Consider the following 24236-nt stretch of genomic DNA (forward strand, 5'->3'; position numbering starts at 1 on the left):
AGATGACCGACAGCGCCCAGGCAGCGACACGATCGCCGCAGCAGCACGACATCCTCATCGTCACCGGCATGTCCGGCGCCGGTCGGTCCACGGTCGGCAAGGCCCTCGAGGACCTCGGGTGGTACGTGGTCGACAACCTGCCGACCCAGATGCTCGCGCCGCTGACCGAGCTCGCCGACCGCGCGGGCGAGAAGATCCCGAAGATCGCCACCGTCGTCGACGTGCGCGGCGGGCGCTTCTTCACGGACCCGGAGCAGGCCGTCGAACAGGTGCGGAAGTCCGCTTCAGCGAGGGTCCGCGTGCTCTTCCTCGAGGCGACCGACGCCGTCCTGGTCCGACGCTTCGAGCAGGTCCGTCGACCGCACCCGCTGCAGGGCGAGGACACCCTGCTCGACGGCATCGCCCGCGAGCGTGGTCGGCTGGCGGCGCTCCGCGAGGCCGCCGACGTCGTGATCGACACCTCCGACCTGAACATCCACCAGCTCGCGAACGCGGTCACCGAGCAGTTTGCCGACGACCACTTCGTGGGTGTTCAGGTGACGCTGATGAGCTTCGGCTTCAAGTACGGACTGCCCGCCGACGCCGACATGGTGGCCGACGTGCGGTTCCTGCCGAACCCCTACTGGGTCCCGGAACTGCGGGCGCACACGGGCCTCGATGCCCCGGTCTCCGACTACGTCCTGGCCCAGCCCGGAGCCCGCTCCTTCGTCGATCGCTACGCCGATGTCCTCGAGCCGGTGTTCGAGGGGTACCAGCGCGAGAACAAAAGACACGCTACGATCGCCATCGGCTGTACCGGCGGGAAGCACCGCTCGGTCGCCATCGTCGCCGAGTTGGCGAACATCCTCCGCGGGATGCCCGACGTCGCCGTGCGTGTGAAGAACCGAGATCTCGGCCGGGAGTGACCGTCCCTCCGGCCGCTCCACACGACGTGCGCCGGGGCACGCGGACCCCACCAGAAGAAACGTTAGGAATGATGCTGTGCCGTTGACTGCCGAGGTCAAGGACGAACTGGCCCGGGTCGTCGTGAACCGCAACACGGTCCGCGCCGCCGAACTCGCGACCATCCTGCGGTTCGCGGGCGGCCTGCACGTCATCTCGGGCCGGATCGCGGTCGAGGTCGAACTCGACACCCGGATCATCGTGCACCGTGTGCGCAAGGACCTCGCCGAGCTGTACGGCGTGCGGAGCGAGGCGTCGGTGGGGTCGTCCGCGTCCGCCCGTCGTGGCACCCGGTACCTCGTGCGCGTGCTCGAGGCGGGGGAGACCCTCGCCCGGCAGACCGGCCTCATGGACGCCCGCCGCCGTCCGGTCCGCGGCCTGCCGAACCGCCTGACCACCGGCAACCGCGAAGACCTCGCCGCGATCTGGCGCGGTGCGTTCCTCGCCGCCGGCACGCTCACCGACCCGGGCCGGGCCGCCGCGCTCGAGGTCACCTGCCCGGGCAACGAGGCAGCGATGGCGCTCGTGGGTGCCGCGTCGCGCCTCGGCATCGCCGCCAAGGGCCGTGAGGTCCGCGGGGTGCACCGCGTCGTGATCCGCGACGGCGAGGCCATCGGTCAGATGCTCACCGTGATGGGTGCCGCGCGCACCACCGCCGAGTGGGAGGAGATGCGCCAGCGCCGCGAGGTCCGCGCCACCGCCAACCGCCTGGTCAACTTCGACGACGCGAACCTCCGCCGCTCGGCGCAGGCCGCCGTCGCCGCCTGCGCTCGCGTCGAGCGCGCGCTCGAGATCCTCGCCGACGAGGTCCCGGACCACCTCAAGTACGCCGGCGCCCTGCGCCTGCAGCACCGCGACGCGTCGCTCGACGAGCTCGGCCAGCACGCCGATCCGCCGATGACGAAGGACGCCATCGCCGGTCGCATCCGCCGACTGCTCGCGATGGCCGACAAGAAGGCGTCGGACCTCGGCATCCCGGGGACCGAGGCCAGCGTTCCCGAGGAGCTCGAGGGAGCCTGATCGGTCGCGTTCCGACCACCGGACGGGAGGCGCGGTGCCAGCTGGCACCGCGCCTCCCGTCCGTTCGTGGGGTGCGTCCAGGGCGCCGCTCGCGACCGTCCGGACGGACCGTCATCCCGCGCGGTCTGGCAGTGTCCGACTGCTAGGGTCGTTACGGCGACGTTACGGGGCGTATCGTCCACCACACGCGGGCCCGAAGGGCCTGTGACTCCGAAAGCAGCGCCCCCTGGGCGCTCCACACCCACCAGGAGATCCATTGACCGTCAAGATCGGTATCAACGGCTTCGGCCGTATCGGCCGCAACTTCTTCCGGGCCGCCCTCGCGAAGGGCTCCGACCTCGAGATCGTTGCGGTGAACGACCTCACCGACAACGCCGCACTGGCGAACCTGCTGAAGTTCGACTCCATCACGGGTCGTCTCGGCAAGTCCGTCGAGCTCGACGGCGACAACATCGTCGTCGACGGCAAGGCGATCAAGGTCCTGGCGGAGCGCGACCCCGCCAACCTCCCCTGGGGCGAGCTGGGCGTCGACATCGTCATCGAGTCGACCGGCTTCTTCACCAAGGCCGCCGATGCGCAGAAGCACATCGACGCGGGCGCCAAGAAGGTCATCATCTCCGCCCCGGCCACGGGTGACGACGTCACCATCGTGCTCGGCGTGAACGAGGACCAGTACGACCCGGCGAACCACAACATCATCTCGAATGCGTCGTGCACCACGAACAGCCTCGCGCCGCTCGCCAAGGTGTTCAACGACAAGTTCGGCATCGAGCGTGGCCTCATGACCACGGTCCACGCCTACACCGCCGACCAGAACCTGCAGGACGGCCCGCACAAGGACCCCCGTCGTGCCCGTGCGGCCGCGCTGAACATCGTCCCGACCTCGACCGGTGCCGCCAAGGCCATCGGCCAGGTCATGCCGGAGCTCGCCGGCAAGCTCGACGGCTTCGCGCTCCGCGTCCCGGTCCCGACCGGCTCGATCACCGACCTCACCCTCGAGACCAAGTCCGAGGTCACCGTCGACGAGATCAACGCCGCGTACAAGGAGGCCGCTGAGGGCCCCCTCAAGGGCATCCTGCTCTACAGCGAGGACCCGCTGGTGTCGACCGACATCACCACGGACCCGCACTCCTCGATCTACGACTCCGGCCTGACCAAGGTCATCGGTGGTCTCGTGAAGATCACCTCGTGGTACGACAACGAGTGGGGCTACTCGAACCGCCTCGTCGACCTCACCGAGTACGTGGGCGAGCGGCTCTAAGCAGATGGCGCTCCGCACCCTCGAGGACCTCGGCGACCTCGCCGGCAAGCGCGTCGTCGTCCGTTGTGACCTGAACGTCCCGCTCAAGGACGGCACGATCACGGACGACGGCCGCGTCCGGGCGTCGCTGACGACCCTGAACACCCTGATCACCGCCGGCGCGCGCGTCATCGTGATCTCCCACCTCGGGCGCCCTGACGGCGAACCGAAGCCGGAGTTCTCGCTCGCCCCGGTCGGCCAGCGGCTGTCCGAGTTGCTCGGGAAAGAGGTGACCTTCGTCGGCGAGACCGTCGGCGACGAGGCCACCGCTGCCGCCGAGGCCCTCGAGGACGGCGACGTCCTGCTGCTCGAGAACCTCCGCTTCAACCCGGAGGAGACCTCGAAGGACGCCGCCGTGCGCGGCGGTTTCGCGGACCGGATCGCAGCCCTCGGGGACGCCTTCGTGTCCGACGGCTTCGGTGTCGTGCACCGCAAGCAGGCCTCGGTCTACGAACTCGCGTCCGCGCTGCCCAGTGCAGCCGGTTCGCTCATCGAGACCGAGCTGCGGGTGCTCGAGCGGCTGACCAAGGATCCGGAGCGGCCGTACACGGTCGTGCTCGGTGGTTCGAAGGTCAGCGACAAGCTCGGCGTCATCGACCACCTCCTGCCGCAGGTCGACACCCTGTGCATCGGGGGCGGCATGCTCTTCACCTTCCTCGCGGCCCAGGGCCACGGGGTGGCGAAGTCGCTGCTCGAGGCCGATCAGCTCGACGTCGTCCGCGAGTACCTCTCGCGGGCGAAGGAGCTCGGCGTGACCATCGACCTGCCGACCGACGTCGTCGTGGCCTCCGGGTTCGCGGCAGACGCGCAGCACGAGACGGTCGCCGCGGACGCCATCGAGTCGTCCTCGTTCGGCGCCGACGGCATCGGTCTCGACATCGGCCCGGAGACGGCGGCGCGCTTCGCCTCGGCCGTGTCCGGTTCGAAGACGGTGTTCTGGAACGGCCCGATGGGCGTGTTCGAGTTCCCGGCGTTCGCCGCCGGCACGAAGACCGTCGCGCAGGCGCTCACCGAGGTCGACGGCCTCGGGGTCGTCGGCGGTGGCGACTCCGCTGCTGCCGTCCGGTCCCTCGGGTTCTCGGACGACCAGTTCGGCCACATCTCGACCGGTGGCGGTGCGAGCCTCGAGTTCCTCGAGGGCAAGTCGCTCCCCGGTCTCGAAGCCCTGGGGTGGACTCGATGACCCGTACGCCCTTCATCGCTGGCAACTGGAAGATGAACCTCGATCACCTGCAGGCGATCGCCACGGTGCAGAAGCTCGCGTGGACGTTGAAGGACGCCCGCCACGACTTCGACGACGTCGAGGTCGCGGTGTTCCCGCCCTTCACCGACCTCCGCAGCGTGCAGACGCTCATCTCGGCCGACAAGCTCCCGATCCGCTTCGGTGCGCAGGACCTCTCGCAGCACGACTCGGGAGCCTTCACGGGCGACGTGTCGGGTGCGTTCCTGGCAGCGCTCGACGCGCAGTACGTCATCGTCGGGCACTCCGAGCGGCGCACGCTGCACGGGGAGACCGACGAGGTCGTCGCCGCGAAGACCGCCGCGGCCGTCAAGCACGGTCTCGTGCCGGTCGTCTGCGTCGGTGAGACGGGCGAGCAGCGCGAGGAGCGCGGGGCCGGTGTCGTGCCGGTCGAGCAGCTCAAGGTCGTACTCGACGCGGTGAAGCCGTCCGAGATCGTCGTCGCCTACGAGCCCGTCTGGGCGATCGGTTCCGGCCAGGCCGCGACCGCCGAGCAGGCCCAGGAGGACTGCGCCGCACTGCGTCGCGGGATCGCCGCGGCCTGGGGCGACGAGGCCGCAGCCGAGACCCGTGTGCTCTACGGCGGTTCGGTGAAGTCCGGCAACATCGCGGGCTTCCTCCGCGAGCCCGACATCGACGGCGCGCTCGTCGGTGGCGCCTCGCTCGACGTGCAGGAGTTCGCGGCGATCGCGCGCTTCCGGCAGCACGTCGGACTCTGACAACCGTGCTCAGGCCGGCCGTGTCCGCACGGCCGGCCTGAGCCACGCCCGGCCTGCGGGCCCGGTCCGGTCCACCGGGCCGGTATACTCGCATGGCTGACTGACACGAAAGGTACGTCGTGGCGATTCTCTCCGTCGTGCTGCAGGTCCTGCTCGCTATCACGAGCCTCCTGCTCACGCTCCTCATCCTGCTGCACAAGGGCCGCGGTGGCGGCCTCTCCGACATGTTCGGCGGCGGCGTGACGAGCAACCTCGGTGCGTCCGGCGTTGCCGAGCGCAACCTCAACCGCATCACGGTGATCCTCGGTCTGGTCTGGATCGTGTCCATCATCGTGCTCGGTCTCATCAACAAGTTCACGGCGGGGAGCTGATCCATGGCAAGCGGAGGCAGTGCAATCCGAGGGTCTCGCGTCGGCGCGGGCCCGATGGGGGAGCAGGACCGCGGGGTCCAGGCCGAGCGTGTGGCGATCTCGTACTGGGACGCCCTCGGCAACGAGGTCGTGCGGTACTTCGCCGCCGGTCTCCCGGACGAGGAGATCCCCGAGACGGTGGACTCGCCGTCGACCGGGCTCCCGGCCGGCCGTGACAAGGAGAACCCGCCCGTGGTCTCCAAGACGGAGCCGTACAAGACGCACCTCGCGTACGTGAAGGAGCGGCGCACCGAGGAAGAGGCAGCCCAGCTCCTCGAGGACGCGCTGCAGCAGCTGCGCGAGCGTCGCGGCACCGCGAAGAAGGACTAGCGCCCCGAGCGCCCGAAGGCCCCCGCACCGATCCAGTGCGGGGGCCTTCGTCGTGCGGCGTGCGTGCGTGCGGGTGGTTGCTTGCGTGCCGAGGTCGCACGACATGCCGCGTGCGAGGCGCCGAGGTCGCACGACCTGTCGCTTTGGGGCGTGCAGGGCGACAGGTTGTGCGACCTCGGCGGGAGCCCGGGACCTCGCCACGAACGGACGGGAGGCGCGGTGCCAGCTGGCACCGCGCCTCCCGTCCGTCAGGGGGTCGCGTCTAGTACGTCGACGCGATGAGGTTCTCGGGGACGTCGCGGGCGGCGTCCTGGTCGACGAAGAACACCGTGCGCTTGCGGCCCTGGACGCCACCGACGGGGACCTCGTCGACGGAGGCGCCGGCGAGGGCGAGCCCGAGGACCGAGGCCTTCTCGGCGCCGGACAGGATGACCCAGACGCGCTGCGAGGCGTTGATCGCCGGGTACGTGAGCGTCAGGCGCTGCGGCGGCGGCTTGGGGGAGTCGTCGACCGAGAGCACCACGCGGTCCGTGACGGACAGCTGCGGGAACTCCGGGAAGAGCGAGGCGGTGTGACCGTCCGGGCCGACGCCGAGGAGCGTGATGTCGAACCGGGGCGCGATGGCGTCGTCCGGTGCAGCGGCGTGCAGCTCCTGCTCGTAGCGGGTCGCGGCGTCCTCGATCGAGATGCCTTCGTCCGACGCAGCGATCGGGTGGATGTTCGACTCGGGGATGTCGACGTGGTCGAAGAAGTCGGTCTGCGTCCCGGTGATGTTGCGATCGGCGTCGCCCGCGGGGACCCAGCGCTCGTCGACCCACCACACGTGCACCTTCGACCAGTCGACGCTCTCGCGCGCCGGCGACTGGCCGATCGCTGCGAGGACGAGGGACGACACGGAGCCACCGCTGATGGCGATGTCCGCGCGCTCCTGCTCGTCGAGCACGTCGATGATCTTCGTGATGAAGCGTGCGGCGACCGAAGCGCCGAGGGCCTGCTTGTCCGGGTGCACCAGCACCCGCCGTCCGTTGGTCACGTGACTCCCGTGTTCGTGGCGGTCGACCGGTCGTACGACCGCCTTCGGTCCGACCGGGCCCCGTGCGGATGCAGGGGGCCCGGTCGTGTGGGGCTTGCTCAGCCGGCGATGGACTCGCGCAGCTGGGGAACCCCGTGCTTGACGACGTCTCCGAAGAGGACGTCCGGGTCGAGTCTACGGAGTTCCTCGGCCAGGCAGTCGCGCAGGTTGCGGCGCGGCAGCGACAGGTCGTGCGTCGGCTGTCCGGGCATCGAGAGCGTCGCGACGTCCACCAGGGACCGCTCGAGCTCGATGGTGCCGGACTCGCGCACGAGCTTCACGCCGTGGATGCCGCTCGACCCGGTCGCACGCGGCGACGTGACGACGGCCACCGGCACCTCGAGCTGCAGCTGCAACCACGCGGCGAGGAGGATCGTCGACGGGCTGTCGTACGCGCCGGAGACCTCGACCGCGGTGATCGGCTCGTACGGCGGCTGGTCGAGCGCCGCGGCGAGTTGGTTCCGCCACAGGGTGAGGCGCGTCCACGCGAAGTCCGTGTCGCCCGGCACGTACGAGGCACCGAGGGCCTCGATCGCGCCGTTCGGGTCCCTCTGCGCGGCCGCGTCGGTGATCCGGCGCTGGGCGATGCGGCCCAGTGCCGAGGCCGACGGCTGTTCCGGAGCGGTCTGCGGCCACCAGGCCACGACGGGTGCGTCCGGCAGCAGGAGGCCAGTGACCAGGCTCTCCTCGTCGGTCGCGGTCTCGCCGTAGGCACGGAGGACGATGACCTCGCTGGCGCCCGCGTCGCTGCCGACGCGGATCTGCGCGTCGAGGCGGCCAGGGGACTTCGTGTCGCCGTCGTTCTTCGACACGATGATGACGCGCATCGGGTGCTCGCGCGAGGCCTCGTTCGCAGCCTCGATCGCCTCTTCCTCGTGGCCGAGGGCCGTCGAGATGATGAGGGTCAGGACGCGGCCGAGGGCGACGGCGCCGCCCTCTTCGCGGATGTGGACGAGCTTCTTCTGGATCTTCGAGACCGTGGTGTTCGGCAGGTCGATCTTCATGGACGCCTCCAGGTCCGGCCGTCGCGGGCGAGCAGGGCGTCGGCGGACGCCGGACCCCACGTGCCGGGACGGTACTGCTCGGGCTGGCCCTGCGTGGCCCAGAACTCCTCGATCGGGTCGAGGATCTTCCACGACAGCTCCACCTCTTGGTGACGGGGGAACAGGGGCGGGTCGCCGAGGAGGACGTCGAGGATGAGTCGTTCGTACGCCTCGGGCGAGGCCTCGGTGAACGCGTGGCCGTAGCCGAAGTCCATCGTCACGTCGCGCACCTGGGTGCCGACGCCGGGGACCTTCGAGCCGAAGCGGAGCGTGACGCCCTCGTCCGGCTGCACGCGGATGACGAGCGCGTTCTGGCCGAGCGGCGACTGCGAGTTGCCGTAGACGTCCTCGGGGACGCGCTTGAACACGATCGCGATCTCGGTCACACGGCGACCGAGACGCTTGCCGGCGCGGAGGTAGAACGGGACGCCCTGCCAGCGACGGGTCGCGATGTCGAGCTTGATCGCGGCGTACGTCTCGGTGCCGGACTCGGGGTCCATGCCGGCTTCCTCGAGGAAGCCGAGCACCTTCTCGCCGCCCTGCCAGCCGCCCGCGTACTGCCCGCGGGCCGTCGCGGTCGCGAGGTCCTCGGGCAGCCGGACCGCGGAGAGCACCTTCTCCTTCTCGGCGCGGAGGTCCGCGGCCTTGAACGAGACGGGCTCCTCCATCGCGGTGAGCGCGAGGAGCTGCAGCAGGTGGTTCTGGATGACGTCCCGCGCCGCACCGATGCCGTCGTAGTACGCGGCACGTCCGGCGACGCCGATGTCCTCGGCCATCGTGATCTGCACGTGGTCCACGTAGTTCGAGTTCCAGATGGGTTCGTACATCTGGTTCGCGAACCGCAGCGTCAGCAGGTTCTGGACGGTCTCCTTGCCGAGGTAGTGGTCGATGCGGAACACGTCGTCGGGAGCGAAGACGCTCTCCACGATCGCGTTCAGCTCGCGCGCGGTGCGGAGGTCGGAGCCGAACGGCTTCTCGACGACCACGCGGCTCCACGACCCGTCCTGCTTCTCGGTCAGGCCGGACAGCTTGAGCTGCTCGGTGACGACCGGGAACATCTTCGGCGGGATGGACAGGTAGAACGCGTGGTTGCCGAGCGTCCCGCGCTCCGCGTCCAACGTGTCGACGGTGCGCTTGAGCTCGCGGAACGCCTCCGGGTCGTCGAACGACCCCTGGACGAAGCGGATGCCCTGTTCGAGCTGACGCCAGACGTCCTCGTCGAACGGGGTGCGCGAGTGCTCCTTGACCGCGTCGTGGACGAGCTGGGAGAAGTCTTGGTCCTCCCAGTCACGCCGAGCGAAACCGACGAGGGCGAACCCCGGGGGCAGGAGCCCTCGGTTCGCCAGGTCGTAGACCGCGGGCATCAGCTTCTTGCGGGACAGGTCGCCCGTCACGCCGAAGATGATGAGGGTGCTGGGTCCCGCGATCCGGTTCAGTCGACGATCCGTCGGCAGCCGGAGCGGGTTGTGCTCCGGGGTGATTGCCACCGGTGACATGAGTCGGTGAACTCCTTCGAGAGTCAGAGGGTGACGGCGGATGCCAGTGCTGCTGTGGCAGCGGCGACGTCCGTCGTCGTGAGGGTCAGGACCGGGCGGCCGTGCTGCGCGAGGACACTCGCGTCGCCGGAGGCCTGGGCCTGGATGAGCTGGCCGAACGTGAACGGCCGACCGGGGATCGCCAGGTCGTCGATCTCGTCGGCCACGATCTGCAGGAAGACGCCGTTCGCCGGGCCGCCCTTGTGGTACTGGCCGGTCGAGTGCAGGAAGCGCGGGCCGTAGCCGAACGTGACGGGACGGCCGCTGCGCGCCGCCAGGGCGTCGCGCAGCGACTCGAGGTCGCGGTTCGCGGTGCGGTCCACGTAGGCCTGCACGGCCAGGTAGCCGGTGGCGTCGATCCGGGCCAGGAGGCTCGTCACGGCTTCGGCGAGGGTCGTCCCGACCGTCAGGTCCTGCGTCGCGCGGACGGCGATGCCGTCCTCGGTGAACGCGGGCTCGGTCGGCGCGGGGCGGTCGTCGAGCAGCGCGCGCGCCGCGACCTTGGCGGCCTCGACGTCGGGCTGGTCGAACGGGTCGATGCCGAGCAGACGCCCGGCGACCGCGACCGCGTACTCCCAGACGAGGAACTGGCCACCGAGCGTGCCGGTGATCTCGACCTCGCCCTCGGCGACGTGCCGTTCGTCCTCGCGGGAACCGACGAGTCGGATGACCTGCACGTCGGGGAGGCCTGCGGTGACCTCGGGGGAGTCGACGCCGAGCACGACGGGGAGCAGGCCGCGGCCGCTCTTGCCCGTGGACTCAGCGATCAGCTGCTCCACCCAGTCGCCGAACCCGACGATGTGCGTGCCGTCCGGGACGATCGCGATCTTGTCGCGCAGCGGGTCGGTGCCACCGAGGACTGCGCCGAGCACGAGGCCCGGGTTCTCGTCGATGTCGACCGACAGCAGCGCGGAGATGGCGTCGGCCTCGTCGAGGAGTTCCGCGATGTCCGCACCGGCCAGACCGGAGGGCACGAGGCCGAAGGCGGTCAGCGCGGAGTAGCGGCCGCCCACGTTCGGGTCGGCGGTGAAGACGCGGTACCCGGCGTCGGTCGCCTCGGCCTCGAGCGGGGAGCCCGGGTCGGTGACGACGACGATGCGCTGTGCCGGGTCGATGCCGGCGTCGCGGAAGGCCTGTTCGTACGCACGGCGCTGCGAGTCGGTCTCGAGGGTCGAACCCGACTTCGAGGACACGACGAGCACCGTGCGGTCGAGCTGGTGTGCGAGCGCCGCCCGGACCTGTGCCGGGTCGGTCGAGTCCAGCACGGTCAGCGGGACGCCGGCGGTTCGGGTGATGACCTCGGGCGCGAGCGACGAGCCGCCCATGCCGGCGAGGACGACGTGGTCGACCCCTTCGGCGGCGAGCGACTCACGCAGTGCGAGCACCTCGGCGACGAGCGGGCGGGAGACCGAGACGGCCTCCACCCAGCCGAGGCGCTTCGACGCCTCGGCCTCGGCGTCCGGACCCCAGAGCTCGGGGTCCTGGGCGGTGATGCCCGACGCCACCAGGTCGGCGACGAGGCGCGGGACCACCGTGTCGATGGCCCGCGCCGCGTCGCCGCTGGCGGCGATGGAAACCGTCACTACTTGGAGCCCTCGAGCGCGGTCTTCACGGTGTCGACGAGCTCGCCCCACGACACGTTGAACTTGTCCACGCCCTCCTTCTCGAGCAGCGCCACGACGTCGTCGTAGTCGATGCCCGCGGCGGTGAGCTGGTCGAGGACGCCCTGCGCCTCGGCGTAGGAACCGGTGATGGTGTCGCCCGTGATCTCGGCGTGGTCGAACGTCGCGTCGAGCGTCTTGCCCGGCATGGTGTTGACCGTCTGCGGCGCGACGAGCTGCGTCACGTACAGGGTGTCGGGGAGCGACGGGTCCTTGACGCCGGTCGAGGCCCAGAGGGGGCGCTGCGGGTTGGCGCCGGCCTCGAGCAGGCCCTTCGCACGCTCCGAGGCGAACGCCTGCTCGAACACCTGGTAGGCGAGCTGCGCGTTGGCGATGCCGGCCTTCGACTTGAGGGCCTTGGCCTCGTCGGTGCCGACGGCGTCGAGACGCTTGTCGATCTCGGAGTCGACGCGCGACACGAAGAAGGAAGCGACCGAGTGGATCTTCGAGAGGTCGTGGCCCGCGGCCTTGGCCTTCTCGAGCCCACCGAGGTAGGCGTCGATCACGGCGCGGTAGCGCTCGAGCGAGAAGATCAGGGTGACGTTGACCGAGATGCCGGCGGCGATGACCTCGGTGATCGCCTCGAGGCCCTCGACGGTCGCCGGGATCTTGATGAGGACGTTCTCGCGGCCGACCTTGTCGAACAGGAACTTGGCCTGCTCGATGGTCTTGGCGGTCTCGTGGGCGAGGCCCGGCTCGACCTCGATCGACACACGGCCGTCGAAGCCGTTCGTCGAGTCGTACAGCGGCTTGAAGACGTCGGAGGCGTTCGCGACGTCCTGCGTGGTGATCTCGAAGATCGCGTCGGTCACCTCGGTGCCCGCGGCCGCGAGCTCCTTGACCTGTGCGTCGTAGCGCTCGCCCTTGGCGAGGGCCGAGGCGAAGATCGTCGGGTTCGTGGTGACGCCGACGACGTTCTTCTCGGCGATGAGGAACTCGAGCTTGCCGGTCTCGAGGAGCTCGCGGGAGAGGTCGTCGAGCCAGATGCTCACGCCGGCCGCGGAGAGGGCGGCGGTGGGGGTGTTCTCAGCCATGTGTTTCTCTTCTTCTTTCATCGACTGGCCGACGTCGTGGAGGTGACGAGGGCCGTGAAGTCGGGGTCTGGGGGACCGGGAGGCGCGTGGCGGAGCCGAGCCGCGCCTCCCGGAGGAAGGGCCGGATCCGGCGAACCGGACCCGGCCCTCGGTGGGTCAGGAAGCCGCGAGGGATTCCTTCGCGGCGGCCACGACGTGCTCCGTCGTGAAGCCGAACTCCTTGAAGAGCGTCTGGTAGTCGGCCGAGGCACCGAAGTGCTCGATCGAGACGCTGCGGCCCTTGTCGCCGACGATGTCGCGCCAGCTCATGGCGATGCCGGCCTCGACCGACACGCGTGCGGTGACGTCCTTCGGCAGGACCTGGTCCTGGTAGTTCTCCGACTGCGCGCGGAACCACTCGATGGACGGGGCGCTCACGACGCGGGCGTTGATGCCCTCGGCCTTGAGCTGCTCGCGGGCCTCGACGGCGATCTGGACCTCGGAACCGGTCGCGATGAGGATCACGTCCGGGGTGCCGTTCGGCGCCTCGGCCAGGATGTACGCGCCCTTGGCGACGTTCTTCGCCGAGGCGAAGACCTCGCCGGAGGCGTCGCCCTCGCCACGCTCGAAGACGGGGAGGTTCTGACGGCTCAGCGCGATGCCGGCCGGGCGGTCCTTGTGCTTGAGCATCTCGAGCCAGGCGTACGCGACCTCGTTGGCGTCGGCCGGGCGGACGACGTCCAGACCCGGGATCGCGCGGAGGGCACTGAGCTGCTCGATCGGCTGGTGCGTCGGGCCGTCCTCGCCGAGGGCGACGGAGTCGTGCGTCCAGACGTAGATCGCCGGCGCCTGCATGAGCGCGGCGAGACGGACCGCCGGGCGCATGTAGTCGCTGAAGATGAGGAACGTGCCGCCGAAGGGGCGGGTGTTCCCGTGCAGGACGATGCCGGAGAGGATCGAGCCCATGGCGTGCTCGCGGATGCCGAAGTGCAGCACGCGGCCGTACGGGTCGGTGCTCCACGCCTTGGTCGAGGCCTCGACCGGACCGAAGGACTTGGCGCCCTCGATGGTGGTCAGGTTCGACTCGGCGAGGTCGGCCGAACCGCCCCAGAACTCGGGCATGAGCGGCGCGATGGCGTTGATGACCTTGCCGGAGGCGGCACGGGTCGAGACGGCCTTCTCGGTCGGGAAGACCGGGAGGGCTTCCTCGAGGCCCTCGGGCAGCTCGCCGGCGTTGATGCGGTCGAGGAGCGTCTTCTTCTCCGGGTTGGCCGCAGCCCACGCGTCGAAGGTCTTCTGCCACTCGGCGTGCTCCGCCTGGCCCTTGGCGACGGCACCGCGGGTGTACTCGAGCACCTCGGGGTCGACGTGGAAGGTCTGCTCGGGGTCGAAGCCGAGGACCTCCTTGAGGCCCTTCAGCTCCTCGCCACCGAGGGCGGAGCCGTGGATCTTGCCGGAGTTCTGCTTGGTCGGCGACGGCCAGCCGATGATCGTCTTGAGGACGATGAGCGACGGCTTGTCGGTGACGGCCTTGGCGGCCTCGACCGCGGCGAAGAGGGACTCGACGTCCTCCGAGTACTCGCCCGTCTTCTTCCAGTCGACGGTCTGGACGTGCCAGCCGAGCGCCTCGTAGCGGTCCGGGACGCTCTCCGAGAAGGAGATGTCGGTGTCGTCCTCGATCGAGATCTGGTTCGAGTCGTAGAAGACGACGAGGCGACCGAGCTGCTGGCGGCCGGCGAGGCTCGCGGCCTCGTTCGTGACGCCCTCCTGCATGTCGCCGTCACCGGCGATCACGTAGGTGAAGTGGTCGAACGGCGAGGTCCCATCGGCTGCATCGGCGTCGAAGAGGCCGCGCTCGAAGCGCTGCGCGTAGCCGAAGCCCACGGCGGAGGCGAGGCCCTGGCCGAGCGGGCCGGTGGTGATCTCGACACCGTCGGTGTGGCCGTACTCCGGGTGACCCGGGGTCTTCGAGCCCCACTTGCGGAGGTGCTGGAGGTCTTCGAGCTCGAGGCCGTAGCCGTGCAGGTAGAACTGCACGTACTGGAGGATCGAGGCGTGACCGGCGGAGAGGATGAAGCGGTCGCGGCCGATCCAGGTGGAGTCGCTGGGGTCGCGACGCATCACCTTCTGGAAGAGCAGGTGGGCGACCGGCGCGAGGCTCATCGCGGTGCCGGGGTGACCGTTGCCGGCGGCCTCGACCGAGTCGGCGGCGAGTACGCGGGCCGTGTCGACGGCCTTCCTGTCGATGGCGTCCCAGGTGAATTCAGCCACTTGGATGTTGACCCTTCTTGATGCGACATGTGCGAGGGCTCGTGCCATCGCACGGACATGATCGCCATCCCGGGGCCTTCGTCGGGTCGCCGTCTCGCGGCGGCCGACCGGCTCTTCGCGGCCGACGTCATCGGGGCACGCACTGCGGGAGGGCGACTCCAGCATAGTGACCATGCACTCAGAAGGGGTTCAGGTGACGCCGGTTGTTCACTCGTCGTCAGGGGGACCCGCCGTCGGCCGGGCGTGTCGGAGGGCGACTTCGGTCCGGATGGCGGGGCGGGGCATCATCGCAGCGCCGCCATCACGTAAACTGTCCGGGACCCGTGAGCATTCCGGGTCGACGCACGCCCCGACGACGACGGAGCCGTCCCCCGAGCGTGTGAGCTGACGCGAACAGACTGAGGTTCCCTTGCCGACTGCCACCGTGACCCGGCCCGACACCGATCGACCCCGCTCGACGCTGTCGCGCAAGGTGCGCGCCTACGTCTCGCTGACGAAGCCGCGGGTCATGGAGCTGCTCCTCGTCACGACGGCACCGACGATGTTCCTCGCCGAGCGCGGGGTCCCGGATCTCTGGCTGGTCTTCTGGACGATGCTCGGCGGTGCGATGTCGGCCGGGTCCGCCTCGGCGTTCAACTGCTACATCGACCGTGACATCGACCGGCTGATGAAGCGCACGAGCACGCGTCCGCTGGTCACCGGCGAGCTCTCCGACCGTGAGGCCCTGGTGTTCTCGTGGGTGCTCGGGGTCGCGTCGACCGCCGTGCTCGGCTTCCTCGTGAACTGGCTCGCCGCAGCGCTGAGCGTCATCGCGATCCTCATCTACGTGTTCGTCTACACGCTGTGGCTCAAGCGCCGCACGCCGCAGAACATCGTCTGGGGCGGGTCGGCCGGCTGCATGCCCGTGCTGATCGGCTGGGCGGGCGTCACCGGGTCGCTGACCTGGGCGCCGGTCATCCTCTTCATGGTGATCTTCCTCTGGACGCCGCCGCACTACTGGCCGCTGTCGATGAAGTACCGCGACGACTACGACGCCGCCGACGTGCCGATGCTCGCGGTCGTTCGCGGTCGCACCGTCGTCGGGCTGCAGGTCGTGCTGTACGCGTGGGCGACGCTCGTCTGCTCGCTGCTGCTCATCCCGGTCGCGCACATGGGGCCGCTCTACACGGTCGTCGCCCTGGCCGGCGGCATCTGGTTCGTCGTCGAGTCGCACCGGCTCTACTCGCGGGCGATCCAGCACGTGGAGCACGTGCAGCCGATGCGGGTCTTCCACAGCTCGATCACGTACCTGACGCTGCTGTTCATCGCCGTGGGCATCGACCCGCTGCTGCCGCAGGTCTTCACCTTCTAGGCAGGGCTCGCCAGACGAGCGGGGACTGCGCCGACTCGTTGCGACTTCGTCGCTGTCGTACGACAGCGACGAAGTCGTTCCGTGCGGGCGCGGCCTGTTGCGCGCGCTGGCTTGCGACGACGCCGCTGTCGTACGACGTCGGTGGTGTCGTTCCGGGTCCGCAGGCGGGCCCTGGTCGCGACCCACCACCGGCCTGGAGGCGCGTGGCGGCCCCGCACCGTGCCTCCAGTCCGCCGTCTGGTCGCGTTGCGCGCGAAGCACGACGTCCCACCTGTCGATCGACAGGTGGGACGTCGGAGACCGCGTGCGGTGTCGGGCCTCAGCCCGCGATCGGCTCCCGGACGGCCTGGCGGCCGGCCGTGCCGCGCGTGGAGAGCGCCACCACGGTCGTCGCGCCGACGAGGAGCCCGGCGAGGACCATGTGCGTGCCGACCAGTCCGACCGGCAACCCGGTGCGGGCCTGCGTGAGTCCGACCGCGATCTGGACGAACTCGACGACCAGCAGGAGCAGTGCCCACTTGCTCGACAGGCGCAGGCGGACCGCGCCGACGACGAGCACCAGGGTCAACGCGAAGAGGACGTACGCGGGAACGGCGTGCAGGTGCTCCATGACGGCCGGGTCGAACCCGGTGCGGTGCAGGCGTCCGCCGTCGACGGCCTCGTCCGCTCCGGCGTGCGGGCCGCTGCCCGTCGTGAGGATGCCCACGAGGACGGTCACGACGACCGCGGCGATGGTGCCGCCGACGACGCCGCGGTACCAGCGGGGCACCGTCCTGTCCGCGGTGCGCGGGCCGCGCATCGCCCGGTAGACGAGTGCCGCGGTCACGGAGGTGAGCGCCGCGGAGACGACGAAGTGCAGCCCGACGACGAAGGGGTTGAGGTTCGTCCAGACGCTCATGCCACCGATGACGGCCTGCACGGGGATTGCTGCGCCCTGGGCGAACGCCAGCCAGAAGAGCTCGGGGCGGGTCCGGCGCATCCGGACGACGAGCAGGAACATCGCGATCGCCACGACGACGAGCACGAAGGTGAGCAGTCGGTTGCCGAACTCGATGACGCCGTGGATGCCCATCTCCGGCGTCGAGACCAATGAATCCGCGGTGCACTTGGGCCAGGTCGGGCACCCGAGGCCCGACGCCGTGAGCCGGACGAGGCCGCCGGTCCCGATGAGGATGACCTCGACCACGAAGGACGCCCATGCCAGCACCACGACGCGCTGGTCGACGACGCGGGGGAGCGACCACCAGTGCTGGGAGCGGACGTCCTGGTCGACGGGGGATCCGACGCGAGTCACGAGGGTGGTGCCTTCCTGTTGTTCCGTGCAGCGAACCTGTAGGATTCGAGGGTTCAGCAGCAGTCAAGTCTAGGCAGGCGCCGGCTCCGAAAGGTCCGAGATCGCCGCTCACGCCCAGGACTGCGTGGAACCATCGACGTTGCGAGGGAGCAACACCGTGTCCGCCGTGCACGAAGCACCATGTCGGCGGTCTGCGGTGGAATGGCGTCCAGACGCCACGGGTTGACACCCAGAACGCTGCCGCGAGAAGGAAACGAGGAGACCATGTCCGACGTGCTCATCGACCGTCCCGAGCTCGAAGGGCTCGGCCAATACGAGTTCGGCTGGTCCGACTCCGACTCTGCCGGTGCCTCCGCGCGCCGTGGCATCTCGGAAGAGGTCGTGACCGACATCTCGAACCTCAAGTCCGAGCCCGAGTGGATGCTCAAGAACCGACTCAAGGGTCTGCAGCTCTTCGGTCGCAAGCCGATGCCGACGTGGGGTGCCGACCTGACGGGCATCGACTTCGACAACATCAAGTACTTCGTGCGCTCCACCGAGAAGCAGGCCCAGTCGTGGGAGGACCTCCCCGAGGACATCCGCGCGACCTACGAGAAGCTCGGCATCCCCGAGGCGGAGCGTCAGCGCCTCGTCGCCGGTGTCGCCGCCCAGTACGAGTCCGAGGTCGTGTACCACCAGATCCGCGAGGACCTGGAGCAGCAGGGCGTCATCTTCATGGACACCGACACCGCGCTCCGCGAGCACCCCGAGATCTTCGAGGAGTACTTCGGCACCGTGATCCCGGCCGGCGACAACAAGTTCGCCGCGCTGAACACGGCCGTGTGGTCCGGTGGCTCGTTCGTCTACGTCCCGAAGGGCGTGCACGTCGAGATCCCGCTGCAGGCCTACTTCCGCATCAACACCGAGAACATGGGCCAGTTCGAGCGGACGCTGATCATCGCGGACGAGGACTCCTACGTCCACTACATCGAGGGCTGCACGGCGCCGATCTACAAGTCGGACTCCCTGCACTCGGCCGTGGTCGAGATCATCGTGAAGAAGAACGCCCGCGTTCGGTACACGACGATCCAGAACTGGTCGAACAACGTCTACAACCTCGTCACCAAGCGTGCGATCGCGCACGAGGGCGCGACGATGGAGTGGATCGACGGCAACATCGGCTCGAAGGTGACGATGAAGTACCCGTCGATCTACCTCGCCGGTGAGCACGCCAAGGGCGAGACGCTCTCGGTGGCCTTCGCCGGCCCCGGCCAGCACCAGGACGCCGGCGCGAAGATGATCCACATGGCGCCGTACACGACGTCCTCGATCGTCTCGAAGTCGATCGCCCGTGGCGGCGGTCGTGCGGGGTACCGCGGTGAGGTCCGGGTCGACCCGGCAGCCCACCACGCGGCGAACACCGTGCGCTGTGACGCGCTGCTGGTCGACACGATCAGCCGTTCCGACACCTACCCGGCGATCGACATCCGCGTCGACGACGTCCAGCTCGGGCACGAGGCCACGGTCTCGCGCGTGAGCGAGGAACAGCTGTTCTACCTGATGTCCCGAGGCATGCCCGAGGACGAGGCGATGGCGATGATCGTCCGCGGCTTCATCGAGCCGATCGCCCGCGAGCTCCCGATGGAGTACGCACTCGAACTCAACAAGCTCATCGAGATGAGCATGGAAGGATCCGTCGGCTAGATGTCCAGCACCACCCCTCCCCACATCGACCAGCCGATCGAACCCTCGGCAGCGGCGCAGACCCCTGCGCAGCACGGCGCCGGTGCGCACTCCGACGGTGGTTGGGACGCACCCGACAAGTCGATCCCGGTCCAGACCCGCTCCGAGCGGTTCCAGTCCGGCGACCTGGACGCGTTCCCGACCGTCACCGGGCGCGAGGTGAACTGGAAGTTCGCGCCCCTCGCGAAGCTCCAGCCGCTGCTCGACGGCGGGCTCGACGGATCCGCCTACCCGTTCCTCGCTCGTCAGTCCGACGGCGCCGACGTCGAGTGGGGTCGCAGCGACGACCCCCGCGTCGGTTCCGCCGGTCTCCCCGAGGACCGCGCCGCCGCAGCCGCGTGGTCCGCCCGTGACGCCGTGCTGGCCGTCACGGTCAAGGCGACCGACGCGCACGAGTTCATCACCATCACCCGGTCCGACTTCGGGACCCAGCCCCGCGCCGCGCACACCGTCATCACGGCCGAGGCGCACGCCCAGGGCATCGTCGTGCTCGACAACCGCGGTTCGGCGCTCCTCAGCGAGAACGTCGAGATCGTCGCCCAGGACGGCGCACGCCTGACGGTCGTCAGCCTGCAGGACTGGGACGACGACGCCGTGCACGTGTCGACGCACTTCGCCGAGGTCGGCCGCGACGCCTTCCTCAAGCACGTCGTGGTCTCGCTCGGCGGCGACGTCATCCGGGTCAACCCGTCGACGCACCTCGGTGCGCAGGGCGCCGACACCGAGATGTACGGCGTGTACTTCGCCGACGCCGGGCAGTACATCGAGCAGCAGGTCTACGTGAACCACGACGCGCCGAACACGCGCGGTCGGGTCAACTACAAGGGTGCGCTGCAGGGCCAGGGTGCGCACACGGTGTGGATCGGCGATGTGCTCATCGGACGCGCCGGCGACGGCACGGACTCGTACGAGCAGAACCGCAACCTCGTCCTCACCGACGGCACGCGTGCGGACAGCATCCCGAACCTCGAGATCGAGACGGGCAACATCGAGGGCGCCGGCCACGCGAGTGCCACCGGTCGCTTCGACGACGAGCAGCTGTTCTACCTGCAGTCCCGCGGCATCCCCGAGGAAGAGGCACGCCGTCTGGTGGTGCTCGGCTTCCTCGTCGAGGTCATCCAGAAGATCGGTGCGCCCGAGCTCGAGGAACGCCTCATCGCCGCAGTGGAGCAGGAGCTCGCCGAGGGCCGTTCGGTGATCGCCGCGCCGGCGTCGTCGGACGAGGCCGGAGCCACCGCCTGATGTCGACGAAGGTCTGCGCCGAAGCGGACATCGCGGTGGACAGCCCGATGCGCGCCGTGGTCGACGGCACCGCGGTCGCCATCGTGAAGGACTCCGCCGGCACCGTGCACGCCATCGGCGACACCTGCACGCACGGGGACATCTCCCTGGCCGAGGGGTTCGTCGAGGGCGACACGCTCGAGTGCTGGGCCCACGGGTCCCGGTTCTCGCTGGCCACCGGCAAGCCGCAGAACTTCCCGGCGTACGAGCCCGTCCCGGTCTTCCGGGTCGAGGTCCGCGACGGCGAGGTCTACGTCGACGTGCACGACCCCGTCCCGGTCGACTGAGACCGGACTCCACTCACTTCCCGCGGCTGACGCCGCACACCAGCTGCAACCGAAGGAACGCAATGTCCACTCTCGAAATCCGCGACCTGCAGGTCTCGATCGACACCGACCAGGGTGTCAAGGAGATCCTCAAGGGCGTCGACCTCACCATCAACGAGGGCGAGATCCACGCGATCATGGGGCCGAACGGCTCGGGCAAGTCCACCCTCGCCTACACGATCGCCGGCCACCCGCGCTACAACGTCGTCGGAGGCTCGATCACCCTCGACGGCGAGGACGTCCTCGCGATGAGCGTCGACGAGCGCGCCCGCGCCGGCATGTTCCTCGCCATGCAGTACCCGGTGGAGATCCCCGGCGTGACGGTGTCGAACTTCCTCCGCACCGCGAAGACCGCGATCGACGGCGAGGCCCCGGCGCTCCGCAGCTGGGTGAAGGACCTCCGCCAGTCGATGGCCGACCTCAAGATGGACTCGGCCTTCGCCGAGCGCAACGTCAACGAAGGCTTCTCCGGTGGCGAGAAGAAGCGCCACGAGATCATGCAGCTCGAGCTCCTCAAGCCGAAGTTCGCCGTCCTCGACGAGACCGACTCCGGCCTCGACGTCGACGCGCTGAAGATCGTGTCCGAGGGTGTCAACCGTGCGAAGGCCGCGACCGGCCTCGGCGTGCTGCTCATCACCCACTACACGCGCATCCTCCGCTACATCAAGCCGGACTTCGTGCACGTGTTCGTCGCGGGCAAGGTCGCCGAGCAGGGCGGCCCCGAGCTCGCCGAGCGCCTCGAGAACGAGGGCTACGACCGCTACGTGCAGGCCGCAGCCGCAGCGGCGGGGAACTGATGATCACCGCACTCGCCCCGGAGAAGTTCGACGAGGTCGTGGAAGGCCTCAAGGAGGTCCAGGACCCGGAGCTCGGCGTGAACATCGTCGACCTCGGGCTCATCTACGACCTCGCCATGGACGACGAGGCGAACGCGCTCGTGATCAGCATGACGCTGACGAGCGCGGGCTGCCCGCTGACCGACGTCATCGAGGGTGACACCGCCAACGCGCTCGACGGCATCGTCGACGCGTTCCGGATCAACTGGGTCTGGATGCCGCCGTGGGGCCCGGAGCGGATCACGGACGACGGGCGCGAGATGATGCGCGCGCTCGGCTTCTCGATCTAGTCGCGACCATCCCCGGCCTGGAGGCGCGGTGCCAGCTGGCACCGCGCCTCCCGTCCGTTTGTGCGGGCACGCGCGCGGGGCGCGACGCCGAGGTCGCAAAAAGTGCCGCCCGTCCGGAGACGGAGCGGCACTTCGTGCGATCTCGGCGACACGCCCGCGGCGTGTCGTGCGACCTCGGGTGCGACCTCGGGCGCGTCAGCGGCGGCCGACGAGCTTCCACGCGATCGGCAGGACGCCGGCCGCGATGAGCGCCTTCGCGATCCCGCCGACGATGAACGGGTAGAGACCGGCGGCGAGCACCGACTGCAGGTCGTTCGGCGCCCCGAGCGTCCCGAGCGCGACCGCGAGGTACGGCAGACCCGTCACGAACGGGATCGCGCTCGCGAGCAGCATCGCCGCGGCGGCACGACCGACGTGGCGGTCCCAGTTGCGGCGGGCGAGCCAGCCGATGACGCCGGCGGCCGGGATGAAGCCGATGACGTAGCCGAAGCTCGGGACGGCGAGGGCGCCCAGGCCACCGGTGAAGCCGGCGAAGAACGGCGCACCGGCGAGTCCGGCGACCGCGTAGACGAGCAGCGAGAGCATGCCGCGGCGGGCACCGAGGGTCGCGCCGACGAGCACCACGGCGAGCGTCTGCCCGGTGATCGGGACCGGCCACATCGGGACCTCGAGCTGTGCCATCGCAGCGGTGAACAGGGCTCCGCCGGCGACGAGGGCGGCGTTCGTGGCCAGCCCGTGCGTCCGCAGACGGTCGGCGAGGACTGCGCGGGGAGCGAACCCGGTGGCGTTCGTCATGGATTCTCCTAGAATGGACTGCTGGTCCCGTTCGGAACCATCGGTCCCGTCAGCGTAGCGGTGCACCTCACGCACACGTCGTTGTGCAAACCCACCAACTGATTGGACGTCCACTGTGCTTGCCGTGCACGAACTCGAGATCCGCGTCGGAGCTCGCCTCCTCATGGAGGACGTGTCCTTCCGTGTCGAGAAGGGCGACAAGATCGGGCTCGTCGGCCGCAACGGCGCGGGCAAGACGACGATGACGAAGGCCCTCGCGGGGGAGACGCAGCCGACCGACGGCAAGATCGACCGCGGCGGCGAGATCGGCTACCTGCCCCAGGACCCGCGCTCGGGCGACCCGGAGGAGACCGCGCGCAAGCGCATCCTCGACGCCCGCGGCCTCGGCGAGCTCGTGGAGGGCATCCGCCTCGCCACGCTCGACATGGCGAGCGACGACCCCGACGTCGCCGAGAAGGCGATGCGTCGGTACAGCCGGCTCGACGACCAGTTCAACGCACTCGGCGGGTACGCGGCCGAGGCCGAAGCCGCGTCGATCGCCTCGAACCTCAAGCTGCCGGACCGCATCCTCGACCAGCAGCTCAAGACGCTGTCGGGTGGTCAGCGGCGCCGCATCGAGCTCGCGCGCATCCTGTTCTCCGACGCCGAGACGATGATCCTCGACGAGCCGACGAACCACCTCGACGCCGACTCGGTGGTCTGGCTCCGCGAGCACCTGAAGACCTACCCCGGCGGCGTCATCATCATCTCCCACGACGTCGAGCTCGTGGACGAGGTCGTCAACCGCGTGTTCTACCTCGACGCCAACCGCCAGACCATCGACATCTACAACATGGGCTGGAAGCTCTACCAGCGGCAGCGCGTCGCCGACGAGGAGCGTCGCCGCAAGGAGCGTGCGGGCGCCGAGAAGAAGGCCGCGACGTTGAAGGACCAGGCCGCTCGGTTCGGTGCGAAGGCCTCGAAGGCCGCCGCGGCGCACCAGATGGTCGCGCGTGCCGACAAGCTGCTCGCGGGCCTCGAGGACGAGCGTGTCGCCGACCGGGTCGCCAAGATCCGCTTCCCCACGCCGGCCCCGTGCGGCCGCACCCCGCTCATGGCCGAGGGGCTGTCGAAGTCCTACGGGTCGCTCGAGATCTTCGCGGGCGTCGACCTGGCGATCGACCGCGGTTCGCGCGTCGTCATCCTCGGGTTCAACGGCGCCGGCAAGACGACCCTGCTCCGGATCCTCGCGGGTGCCGACCAGCCGGACACCGGGGAGATCCAGCCCGGCCACGGCCTGCGCATCGGGTACTACGCGCAGGAGCACGAGAACATCGACGTCAACCGCACCGTGATCGAGAACATGGTGTCGGCGTCGACCGACCTCAACGAGACCGAGGCCCGTCGTGTCCTCGGGTCGTTCCTGTTCACCGGGGACGACGGCTACAAGAAGGCCGGCGTCCTGTCCGGTGGCGAGAAGACCCGACTGTCGCTCGCGATGATCGTGGTCTCCGGCGCGAACGTGCTGCTGCTCGACGAGCCGACGAACAACCTCGACCCTGCTTCGCGCGAGGAGATCCTCAACGCGCTGGCCGGGTTCGAGGGCGCGGTCGTCCTGGTGTCCCACGACGCCGGTGCCGTCGAGGCGCTCAACCCCGAGCGTGTGCTGCTGCTGCCGGACGGCACCGAGGACCACTGGAACAAGGACTACGCGGAGCTCATCGAGCTCGCGTAGCGAGCGTGGTCGCGGACGCGACCGAAGGGCGGACTGGAGGCCCGTGGCGGCGCCGCCACGGGCCTCCAGTC

General features: G+C 69.6%; 22 protein-coding genes. 14 read left to right on the top strand and 8 right to left on the bottom strand.

All coding sequences use genetic code 11. The features are described 5' to 3' along the window. Nucleotides 1–2: 2 nt before the first annotated feature. The 7 genes from rapZ (at nucleotide 3) to FS532_RS01565 (ending at nucleotide 5961) form a co-directional block, all read left to right on the top strand. Nucleotides 3–905 carry an RNase adapter RapZ gene (gene rapZ, locus FS532_RS01535; RefSeq protein ID WP_144749710.1) on the top strand — a complete coding sequence of 301 codons (903 nt, stop codon included), beginning with the start codon at nucleotides 3–5 and terminating at the stop codon, nucleotides 903–905. 76 nt (nucleotides 906–981) lie between these two features. After that, nucleotides 982–1962: a DNA-binding protein WhiA gene (whiA, locus tag FS532_RS01540; protein WP_144749712.1), complete on the top strand. Its 981-nt coding sequence runs from the start codon at nucleotides 982–984 to the stop codon at nucleotides 1960–1962. 256 nt (nucleotides 1963–2218) lie between these two features. After that, complete coding sequence (gene gap, locus FS532_RS01545) at nucleotides 2219–3223, top strand: type I glyceraldehyde-3-phosphate dehydrogenase (protein WP_144749714.1); 1005 nt, start codon at nucleotides 2219–2221, stop codon at nucleotides 3221–3223. A gap of 4 nt (nucleotides 3224–3227) precedes the next feature. After that, a complete protein-coding gene (locus tag FS532_RS01550) occupies nucleotides 3228–4445 on the top strand; it encodes a phosphoglycerate kinase (RefSeq protein WP_144749716.1) in 1218 nt (405 codons plus the stop codon). Next, on the top strand, nucleotides 4442–5221 hold the full coding sequence (gene tpiA / locus FS532_RS01555) for a triose-phosphate isomerase (protein WP_144749718.1): 780 nt from the start codon (nucleotides 4442–4444) through the stop codon (nucleotides 5219–5221). The genes FS532_RS01550 and tpiA overlap by 4 nt, the downstream gene beginning before the upstream one ends. A gap of 119 nt (nucleotides 5222–5340) precedes the next feature. After that, nucleotides 5341–5592, top strand: a complete 252-nt coding sequence (gene secG / locus FS532_RS01560) for a preprotein translocase subunit SecG (RefSeq protein ID WP_058727797.1) — start codon at nucleotides 5341–5343, stop codon at nucleotides 5590–5592. A 3-nt stretch (nucleotides 5593–5595) separates the two neighbouring features. Beyond that, nucleotides 5596–5961, top strand: a complete 366-nt coding sequence (locus FS532_RS01565; protein WP_079236116.1) for an RNA polymerase-binding protein RbpA — start codon at nucleotides 5596–5598, stop codon at nucleotides 5959–5961. Between the two features lie 262 nt (nucleotides 5962–6223). Here FS532_RS01565 and pgl read toward each other — a convergent pair whose 3' ends face one another. The 6 genes from pgl to tkt form a co-directional block, all read right to left on the bottom strand. Further along, nucleotides 6224–6994 (bottom strand): 6-phosphogluconolactonase, encoded by a 771-nt coding sequence (gene pgl, locus FS532_RS01570; RefSeq protein ID WP_144749720.1) that lies wholly within the window; start codon nucleotides 6992–6994, stop codon nucleotides 6224–6226. 98 nt (nucleotides 6995–7092) lie between these two features. After that, nucleotides 7093–8037, bottom strand: a complete 945-nt coding sequence (locus tag FS532_RS01575) for a glucose-6-phosphate dehydrogenase assembly protein OpcA (protein WP_144749722.1) — start codon at nucleotides 8035–8037, stop codon at nucleotides 7093–7095. After that, on the bottom strand, nucleotides 8034–9572 hold the full coding sequence (gene zwf, locus FS532_RS01580; RefSeq protein WP_144749725.1) for a glucose-6-phosphate dehydrogenase: 1539 nt from the start codon (nucleotides 9570–9572) through the stop codon (nucleotides 8034–8036). The genes FS532_RS01575 and zwf overlap by 4 nt, the downstream gene beginning before the upstream one ends. A 23-nt stretch (nucleotides 9573–9595) precedes the next feature. Beyond that, the gene (locus FS532_RS01585) at nucleotides 9596–11194 is read right to left on the bottom strand and encodes a glucose-6-phosphate isomerase (protein ID WP_144749727.1); all 1599 of its coding nucleotides are present in this window, start codon (nucleotides 11192–11194) and stop codon (nucleotides 9596–9598) included. Continuing rightward, complete coding sequence (tal, locus tag FS532_RS01590) at nucleotides 11194–12306, bottom strand: transaldolase (RefSeq protein ID WP_144749729.1); 1113 nt, start codon at nucleotides 12304–12306, stop codon at nucleotides 11194–11196. Before tal ends, FS532_RS01585 begins: the two co-directional genes overlap by 1 nt. Before the next feature lie 156 nt (nucleotides 12307–12462). Then, nucleotides 12463–14556, bottom strand: a complete 2094-nt coding sequence (gene tkt / locus FS532_RS01595; protein WP_144749731.1) for a transketolase — start codon at nucleotides 14554–14556, stop codon at nucleotides 12463–12465. 424 nt (nucleotides 14557–14980) lie between these two features. Here tkt and FS532_RS01600 point away from each other — a divergent pair, with 424 nt between their 5' ends. Next, nucleotides 14981–15907, top strand: coding sequence for a heme o synthase (locus FS532_RS01600; RefSeq protein WP_070416200.1), 927 nt, complete (start codon nucleotides 14981–14983; stop codon nucleotides 15905–15907). A 319-nt stretch (nucleotides 15908–16226) separates the two neighbouring features. On the opposite strand, the gene FS532_RS01605 is transcribed toward FS532_RS01600, so the two are convergent. Next, nucleotides 16227–17201, bottom strand: coding sequence for a COX15/CtaA family protein (locus FS532_RS01605; RefSeq protein WP_144749733.1), 975 nt, complete (start codon nucleotides 17199–17201; stop codon nucleotides 16227–16229). 264 nt (nucleotides 17202–17465) lie between these two features. Between FS532_RS01605 and sufB the strand changes: the two genes are divergently transcribed. The 5 genes from sufB to FS532_RS01630 all read left to right on the top strand — a co-directional run bounded on the left by sufB (nucleotide 17466) and on the right by FS532_RS01630 (nucleotide 21656). Then, nucleotides 17466–18884 carry a Fe-S cluster assembly protein SufB gene (gene sufB / locus FS532_RS01610; protein ID WP_070419047.1) on the top strand — a complete coding sequence of 473 codons (1419 nt, stop codon included), beginning with the start codon at nucleotides 17466–17468 and terminating at the stop codon, nucleotides 18882–18884. Then, a complete protein-coding gene (sufD, locus tag FS532_RS01615) occupies nucleotides 18885–20165 on the top strand; it encodes a Fe-S cluster assembly protein SufD (RefSeq protein WP_186321865.1) in 1281 nt (426 codons plus the stop codon). Beyond that, nucleotides 20162–20491 carry a non-heme iron oxygenase ferredoxin subunit gene (locus FS532_RS01620; protein ID WP_402738097.1) on the top strand — a complete coding sequence of 110 codons (330 nt, stop codon included), beginning with the start codon at nucleotides 20162–20164 and terminating at the stop codon, nucleotides 20489–20491. The genes sufD and FS532_RS01620 overlap by 4 nt, the downstream gene beginning before the upstream one ends. A gap of 62 nt (nucleotides 20492–20553) precedes the next feature. Next, entirely contained in the window at nucleotides 20554–21327 is a 774-nt protein-coding gene (sufC, locus tag FS532_RS01625; protein WP_070419045.1) for a Fe-S cluster assembly ATPase SufC, read from the top strand. Continuing rightward, nucleotides 21327–21656 (top strand): metal-sulfur cluster assembly factor, encoded by a 330-nt coding sequence (locus FS532_RS01630; protein WP_079236104.1) that lies wholly within the window; start codon nucleotides 21327–21329, stop codon nucleotides 21654–21656. Before sufC ends, FS532_RS01630 begins: the two co-directional genes overlap by 1 nt. 195 nt (nucleotides 21657–21851) lie before the next feature. Here the strand turns inward: FS532_RS01630 and FS532_RS01635 are convergent, their stop codons facing one another. Next, complete coding sequence (locus FS532_RS01635; RefSeq protein WP_144749735.1) at nucleotides 21852–22451, bottom strand: biotin transporter BioY; 600 nt, start codon at nucleotides 22449–22451, stop codon at nucleotides 21852–21854. A 115-nt stretch (nucleotides 22452–22566) separates the two neighbouring features. Here FS532_RS01635 and FS532_RS01640 point away from each other — a divergent pair, with 115 nt between their 5' ends. Further along, entirely contained in the window at nucleotides 22567–24165 is a 1599-nt protein-coding gene (locus FS532_RS01640) for an ABC-F family ATP-binding cassette domain-containing protein (protein ID WP_144749737.1), read from the top strand. Nucleotides 24166–24236 lie beyond the last annotated feature (71 nt).

Origin of the sequence: Curtobacterium pusillum (assembly GCF_007673235.1) — a bacterium.
Taxonomy (GTDB): Bacteria; Actinomycetota; Actinomycetes; order Actinomycetales; family Microbacteriaceae; genus Curtobacterium; species Curtobacterium pusillum_C.

Excerpts from the sequence above, each read along its gene's own strand:
- rapZ (WP_144749710.1), top strand. The coding sequence starts at position 3 with ATGACCGACAGCGCCCAGGCAGCGACACGATCGCCGCAGCAGCACGAC.
- FS532_RS01550 (WP_144749716.1), top strand. The coding sequence starts at position 3,228 with ATGGCGCTCCGCACCCTCGAGGACCTCGGCGACCTCGCCGGCAAGCGC.
- tpiA (WP_144749718.1), top strand. The coding sequence starts at position 4,442 with ATGACCCGTACGCCCTTCATCGCTGGCAACTGGAAGATGAACCTCGAT.
- FS532_RS01565 (WP_079236116.1), top strand. The coding sequence starts at position 5,596 with ATGGCAAGCGGAGGCAGTGCAATCCGAGGGTCTCGCGTCGGCGCGGGC.
- FS532_RS01575 (WP_144749722.1), bottom strand. The coding sequence starts at position 8,037 with ATGAAGATCGACCTGCCGAACACCACGGTCTCGAAGATCCAGAAGAAG.
- zwf (WP_144749725.1), bottom strand. The coding sequence starts at position 9,572 with ATGTCACCGGTGGCAATCACCCCGGAGCACAACCCGCTCCGGCTGCCG.
- tal (WP_144749729.1), bottom strand. The coding sequence starts at position 12,306 with ATGGCTGAGAACACCCCCACCGCCGCCCTCTCCGCGGCCGGCGTGAGC.
- sufB (WP_070419047.1), top strand. The coding sequence starts at position 17,466 with ATGTCCGACGTGCTCATCGACCGTCCCGAGCTCGAAGGGCTCGGCCAA.
- sufD (WP_186321865.1), top strand. The coding sequence starts at position 18,885 with ATGTCCAGCACCACCCCTCCCCACATCGACCAGCCGATCGAACCCTCG.
- sufC (WP_070419045.1), top strand. The coding sequence starts at position 20,554 with ATGTCCACTCTCGAAATCCGCGACCTGCAGGTCTCGATCGACACCGAC.
- FS532_RS01630 (WP_079236104.1), top strand. The coding sequence starts at position 21,327 with ATGATCACCGCACTCGCCCCGGAGAAGTTCGACGAGGTCGTGGAAGGC.
- FS532_RS01635 (WP_144749735.1), bottom strand. The coding sequence starts at position 22,451 with ATGACGAACGCCACCGGGTTCGCTCCCCGCGCAGTCCTCGCCGACCGT.